Source organism: Klebsiella sp. 64 (assembly GCF_018223915.1).
GTDB lineage: Bacteria > Pseudomonadota > Gammaproteobacteria > Enterobacterales > Enterobacteriaceae > Klebsiella > Klebsiella pneumoniae.
Window position 1 is genome coordinate 164,594 of record NZ_JAGRQZ010000019.1, and the last position, 6,155, is coordinate 170,748.

General features: G+C 57.2%; 7 protein-coding genes. 3 read left to right on the forward strand and 4 right to left on the reverse strand.

Annotation, left to right across the window (positions count from 1 at the left end):
- The first annotated feature begins 144 nt into the window (after window positions 1–144).
- Window positions 145–1,704 (forward strand): EAL domain-containing protein, encoded by a 1,560-nt coding sequence (locus KHQ23_RS15435; protein ID WP_004142709.1) that lies wholly within the window; start codon window positions 145–147, stop codon window positions 1,702–1,704.
- Window positions 1,705–1,738: 34 nt separating this feature from the next.
- On the opposite strand, the gene KHQ23_RS15440 is transcribed toward KHQ23_RS15435, so the two are convergent.
- Entirely contained in the window at window positions 1,739–2,011 is a 273-nt protein-coding gene (locus KHQ23_RS15440; RefSeq protein WP_002891985.1) for a metal/formaldehyde-sensitive transcriptional repressor, read from the reverse strand.
- Between the two features lie 164 nt (window positions 2,012–2,175).
- Here KHQ23_RS15440 and KHQ23_RS15445 point away from each other — a divergent pair, with 164 nt between their 5' ends.
- A complete protein-coding gene (locus tag KHQ23_RS15445) occupies window positions 2,176–3,057 on the forward strand; it encodes a nickel/cobalt efflux protein RcnA (RefSeq protein ID WP_004151333.1) in 882 nt (293 codons plus the stop codon).
- 44 nt (window positions 3,058–3,101) lie between these two features.
- Here the strand turns inward: KHQ23_RS15445 and KHQ23_RS15450 are convergent, their stop codons facing one another.
- Window positions 3,102–3,716 carry a YitT family protein gene (locus KHQ23_RS15450; protein WP_004223037.1) on the reverse strand — a complete coding sequence of 205 codons (615 nt, stop codon included), beginning with the start codon at window positions 3,714–3,716 and terminating at the stop codon, window positions 3,102–3,104.
- A gap of 88 nt (window positions 3,717–3,804) precedes the next feature.
- Here KHQ23_RS15450 and KHQ23_RS15455 point away from each other — a divergent pair, with 88 nt between their 5' ends.
- Window positions 3,805–5,232 carry a PLP-dependent aminotransferase family protein gene (locus KHQ23_RS15455; protein ID WP_004142690.1) on the forward strand — a complete coding sequence of 476 codons (1,428 nt, stop codon included), beginning with the start codon at window positions 3,805–3,807 and terminating at the stop codon, window positions 5,230–5,232.
- A 134-nt stretch (window positions 5,233–5,366) separates the two neighbouring features.
- On the opposite strand, the gene KHQ23_RS15460 is transcribed toward KHQ23_RS15455, so the two are convergent.
- Window positions 5,367–5,582 (reverse strand): hypothetical protein, encoded by a 216-nt coding sequence (locus KHQ23_RS15460; RefSeq protein WP_004142688.1) that lies wholly within the window; start codon window positions 5,580–5,582, stop codon window positions 5,367–5,369.
- A complete protein-coding gene (locus tag KHQ23_RS15465; RefSeq protein ID WP_032434107.1) occupies window positions 5,579–5,836 on the reverse strand; it encodes a hypothetical protein in 258 nt (85 codons plus the stop codon). Before KHQ23_RS15465 ends, KHQ23_RS15460 begins: the two co-directional genes overlap by 4 nt.
- Between the last annotated feature and the right edge of the window lie 319 nt (window positions 5,837–6,155).

Here is a 6,155-nt window from a genome sequence, read left to right on the forward strand (position 1 = left end):
GCTACATCGGAATCATCCTTCTCTCCCGGCATCGCAGCCTGTTGTGATGCCGGCTTTTTCCCCAAACGACGCGTTTTCTCCCGCTGCGCCCGAATTATCTTTCGCATATACTGATGACACCCGGCGAACGATAAGGACACAGGCATGAGGACCCGGCATCTGATGGCGCTGTTTACAGGAGTGCTGATACTGGCCATCATCCTGCCCATTTCACTCAGCATCTGGCAGGCGGCGCGGCAGGCCAAAATGCAGTTCTATCGTGAACTGGATGACTATTCCAACCGTATCGTCGTTCGGACGCTGCAGGTTGCCGACCAGGCCCGGGAAGCGTTACGAGAGGCTGACGCACACACCGCCGCCTCCTGTAGCCCTGAACATCTGCTTACGCTCCGCCGCATCGCCTATACCCATCGCTACATTCAGGAAGTGCTCTGGCTGCGTGATTCCGTGCCGCAATGCTCCTCCCTGGAAGACCATAGCGTCGCGGTCACCTTCCCCCCGCCGGACCACATTGCCCCCGACGGCTATCGCACCTGGCTGACCTCAATTAACGATCTTGGCCTCGATCATCAGATGACGGCCATGGGCAGCCGGCAGCACATGGTGATGATCGACCCCGTCTCCTTTATTGATGTCGTTCCCGCCAGCGAAGAGAAGATCCATACCATGCTGTTTGGCCTGGACCACCAGAAAATGGTGATCAGCAGTCAGCCGCTGCCGGCGAAAGTCTGGCAACGCATTAAAGATCCGCATGTGGATATGCTTACTCTGGATAACACAGTCTACCGGATCCAGCGCATTCCCGAGCTGGGCTCTGGCATCGTAACCTGGTCTTCAACCTTGCCGCTGCAGCAGCGCATTCGACAGCAGCTGTTCTTCTGGCTCCCTGCCGGCATTTTCACCAGCCTGCTCGCCACCTGGCTGCTGCTGCGTCTGCTAAGGCACCTGCGCTCACCGCGCAACAGCATGCTGGACGCCCTCAATTCCGAAGCGATTCAGGTTCACTATCAGCCGATTATTTCGTTGCAGGACGGGAAAATTGCCGGGGCTGAGGCCCTGGCCCGCTGGCAGCAGCCCGATGGCACTTTTTTATCGCCGGATATCTTTATTCCCCTGGCCGAGCAGACCGGGCTCATCACGCAGCTGACGGAAGATATCGTCAGGAAAATTTTTGCCGATCTCGGCCCCTGGCTGCGGCAGCGGCCGGAAGTGCACATCTCCATCAACCTGTCGGTAGATGATTTACGCTCGCCCACCCTGCCGACGTTGTTGCACAATCAGCTACAGCACTGGGGGATCGCCGCCGAACAGATCATCCTTGAAATCACCGAGCGCGGGTTTGTCGACCCGGAGACCACCATGCCGGTGATCGCTCACTACCGTCAGGCTGGCCATCGGATCTCGATTGACGATTTCGGTACCGGCTACTCCAGCCTGAGCTATCTGCAGAAACTGGACGTCGACACGCTGAAAATCGATAAATCTTTTGTCGATACCCTCGAGTACCGGCCGCTGACGCCGCACATTATTGAAATGGCCAAAGCGCTCAATCTGGCCACCGTCGCCGAAGGGGTGGAAACCGAAAGCCAGCGCGACTGGCTGCGCCAGCATGGCGTTCAGTACGCCCAGGGGTGGCTTTACAGCAAAGCGCTGCCAAAAGAGCAGTTCATTCTGTGGGCAGAGCATAACCTCCATGCGCATTAAGCGGCGGGTGGCTTGAGCGGAACGTCAGGGGGCGCTACTTCAGATAGGATTTAATCACCTGCATCACCGTCTCCAGATCCGCTTCGCGCTGCGTCTCGTCAGGCTCTTTCACCACATGGTCGGTAAGATGCCCCTGAATAACCTGCAGCATCATGCCGTTGACCGCGCCGCGGATCGCCGCCAGCTGCTGTAATATTTCAGCGCACTCATGCTCGCGATTAAGCATTTTCTCTAACGCGGTACTCTGCCCCTGAATTTTCTTCAGCCGGGTCAGTAACATCTTTTTGTGTCGAACTGTATGTGACATTGCACGATCCACCGTTTCATTCTGTCCGGGATTACCGACCTGCGTGGTCAGCAACGCCTGCCAGCATACCATGATCCTTTTTATTAGCCGCTTTATCTACTGGGGGGTAGTATTTTACTACTGGGGGGGAGTAGGATAATCGCACTTTTGGCAAGGATCCCGATATGAACGATTTCACTTCCCTTCTGCAGCAGGGCAATGCCTGGCTGTTTATACCCAGCGCAATACTGCTCGGCGCGCTGCACGGCCTTGAACCGGGCCATTCAAAAACGATGATGGCCGCCTTTATCGTGGCGGTACGGGGAACGTTAAAACAGGCGGTACTGCTGGGGCTGGCGGCCACGGTTTCCCATACGGCGGTGGTCTGGCTGATCGCCATGGCCGGCCTGTGGTTTGGCCGCGGCTGGAACGCCCAAACCTCTGAACCCTGGTTTCAGCTGGTCTCAGGGATTGTCGTTGTGCTGATTGCCTGCTGGATGCTCTGGCGCACCTGGCGCGAATCGCAGCCTCACACGCACCATGAGCACCACCATGAACATGAGCACCACCATGAACATGATCACCACCATGACCATGATCACCGCCATGACCATGATCACCGCCATGACCATGATCACCGCCATGACCATCACCATGCGTCCTCATCCGCCGCGCCGCTGGTGGCGGAGGAGTGGCAGGACGCGCATCAGCGGGCCCATGCTCAGGAGATCAACCGGCGCTTTGATGGCCGCCAGGTGACGACCGGGCAGATCGTACTGTTTGGCCTGACCGGGGGGCTGATCCCCTGCCCGGCGTCCATTACCGTGCTGCTTATCTGTTTACAGCTGAAGAAATTCTCGCTGGGCGCCACGCTGGTGCTGGGCTTTAGCGTTGGTCTGGCGCTGACGCTGGTGGCTTCCGGGGCCATCGCCGCTCTGAGCCTTAAACATGCCACCCGCCGCTGGCCGTGGCTTAACGACCTCTCGCGCAAGGCGCCCTGGTTCTCAGGCTTACTGATTATTGTGGTGGGGATCTACATGATGCTTCATGGCCTGAGCGGCCTGTAAGCGATGAAAGGCCCTCTCCATGATGAAGAGGGCGATGGGTTAATTCAGGAGACTATTTCCCGGGGAGGGCTGACCGCGTTGCGGCTGACGGGCTGGCTGAACCACGGTAGGCACAGCTGGATCAGCGGCCCAATCGACAGCGCGTAGATGACGGTTCCGACGCCAAATTTGCCCCCCAGCAGCCAGCCAATCAGCAGTACGGAAAGCTCGATCGCCGTCCGGATAACGCGCAGTGACCAACCAGTGCGAGCATGCAGACCGGTCATCAGGCCATCGCGCGGCCCGGGGCCAAAGCCCGCGCCAATATACATTCCGGTAGCGATAGCGTTCAGCACAATCGCTCCTACCAGCAGCGCACTGCGCGCCACCATCGACTCCAGCGGCGGCAGGACGGCCAGCGTGGCGTCCGCCGCCAGTCCCAGCACGATGACATTGCTCACCGTGCCGAGCCCCGGCATTTGCCGGATCGGGATCCACAGCAGCAGTACCGCCGCGCCGGTCAGGATAATCACCGTACCGAAACTGATACCCAGCTGTTTAGCCACCCCGAGATGGAAAACATCCCACGGATCGGCGCCGAGATTGGCATGCACGAAGAGCGCCGTGGACACGCCGTAAAGCACCAGACCAATATATAACTGCAGCAGGCGACGAAGCATATTTTTTCCTCAACATCATTGCGAATGCCCTCATCATCAGCAAAAATGGACTGATAATTAATGGCCAGTTTTGGAAAAGTGGATCGCTATGTCAGCCCGACGCTTTGGAACCCAATCGCTGGTACGCCTGCTCGGCAACTGGCAGGAGACCAGCTCACGCACGCCGCTATGGCGCCAGCTGGCGGAAGCGCTCCGCCTGCTGATCCTTGATGGTCGCCTGACGCTGCAAACGCGCCTGCCCGGCGAGCGCGAGCTGGCGGCGGCCCTGAACGTCAGCCGGACCACCATCGCCAGCGCCCTCGGCCAGTTGCGGGAGGAGGGCTTTCTCTACAGCCGCCAGGGGAGCGGGTCACGCATTGTTTTGCCGGAACGCCCCGCCGATCTTCCTCTGCCTGCCGGCATCTCATCTACGCTTAATCTATCTACCGCCGCCCTCAGCGCCGGGCCGGAGGTCCATCAGGCCTTCCAGCACGCTATGACCCTGCTGCCGCCCTATCTCGCACAGACTGGCTATGACCAGCAGGGGCTGCCGGTGCTGCGGGAGGCGATTGCCCGGCGCTACAGCGAACGCGGTCTGCCGACGCGGCCCGATGAGGTGATGGTGGTCAACGGCGCCCTCAGCGCCTTCGCGCTGATCCTGCGCCTGTTCACCGGGCCGGGCGATCGGGTGGTTATTGACGCCCCCACCTATCCGATGGCCATCAGCGCCATTCAGGGCGCCTCCTGCCGCCCCGTTGGGGTTGCGCTTCCGCAGCAGGGATGGGACTGCGATGGACTGGCGGCGACTATTGCGCAGACTGCGCCGCGGCTGGCGTGGCTGATGCCGGATTTTCACAACCCCACCGGACGCTGTATGGATGCCCCCACCCGCCAGCGGGTTGCGGACATCGCCGCCAGGACGCGAACAACGCTGGTAATCGACGAGACCATGGCCGACCTTTGGTATAACGCGCCGCCGCCCCCGCCGCTGGCCAGCTTCAATCCCGATGCCGCAGTGCTCACCATTGGTTCGGCCGGGAAAAGCTTCTGGGGGGGACTACGTATCGGCTGGATCCGCGCCAGCGCGCGGACCATCGCCTCGCTTATTCAGGCCCGCGATTCGCTGGATTTGGGTACGCCGCTGCTGGAGCAACTGGCCTGCAGCTGGCTACTGGAAAATGCCGCCACACTGCTGCCGCCGCGGCGGGATATGCTCAAGGCGCGCCGGGACATGTGCGAAACGCTGATGGCGGAATATTTTCCCCGCTGGCGGTTTTCGCCACCGGAAGGTGGGCTCTCTTTTTGGGTGGAACTTCCTGACATGCTGGCCACCCTGTTCTCTGCGCGTGCGGAAAGCCAGGGGATCCATATCGGCACCGGTACGCGGTTTGGGCTGGAAGGGGCGTTCGATCGCTATTTACGTCTGCCGTTTACGCTGCCGGATGAAGCATTGCGCCGGGCCTTCTCCACGCTACAACCGCTGTGGCAAAGCCTTGCTGAACAGAAGGAAAATACACGTTTGCGAAAAATAATATAAGAAAATAGCGACGGGCTGACTTCAGCCCGTCAAATGACCTTCATCCATGAGGTATATGAGATGTTTTTATAAAATTGCTTGGCTATCCTGCCCTCTGGTTATGGCAACCCAATGACAGAAAGAAGGCAATTTCATTAATGCTGGCGCGGAATAGGAAACCCTTTCAGGGAAATAATAAAGCCATCTTCATCTTTTTTGATTTTAGCGCCGGTGTCACACCAGTCGGAAGCAATGCGAAAGAACTCATCACTACCGATATTCCAGTTCAGGCGGACGTGTTTTACGTATCCTGAGCGCAACATATCGCAAGCTTCGCTATAGTTGCTGGCTGTAGAGAATTGTTGTTTCATTTTTTCTTCTTCAGAAGTTTTCTTAATGCTTTGATTTCTTTAGGGGTAAGTGGCGTCGCTTCCTCTTCGGTATGCTGGCTGTCAATGTCCTCTTCCGTCACCCCCGCCTCACCTGCTGACTCCTCCAGCTGAAAAGCCAGCTGCAGCAGCTTTTCCGTTGCCGTTCCCAGGTTCTCGTTATTAACTTCCGCATAATGACGCAACTTTTCTTTTAGCTCTGCGTTAATTTTTACATTCAAAACCACTGTGGTCATAGCTACGCTTCCCGTGCAATAAAATCATCATAATTAATACACGAAGTTAACATGCTGATCCAGAGATATATTTTACAGCATGAGCCTGGCAACAAATTCCCATCAGTAAGATGCGCTTTATTTATGACATACAAATGACATTAATATTTCAGTAGTATTTCAGATTTATGACAAGTAAATATTATGGAATAAAAGAAGGGGGTTTTAACAACAAAAACTAATATGCGATCTTTATCAGAAATTAATTATTGCAGGAGTAAAAACCGGACAAATATAAGGGAAACACCAGGCGGGAGAAATGGGTGGGGGCCCTGCCAAC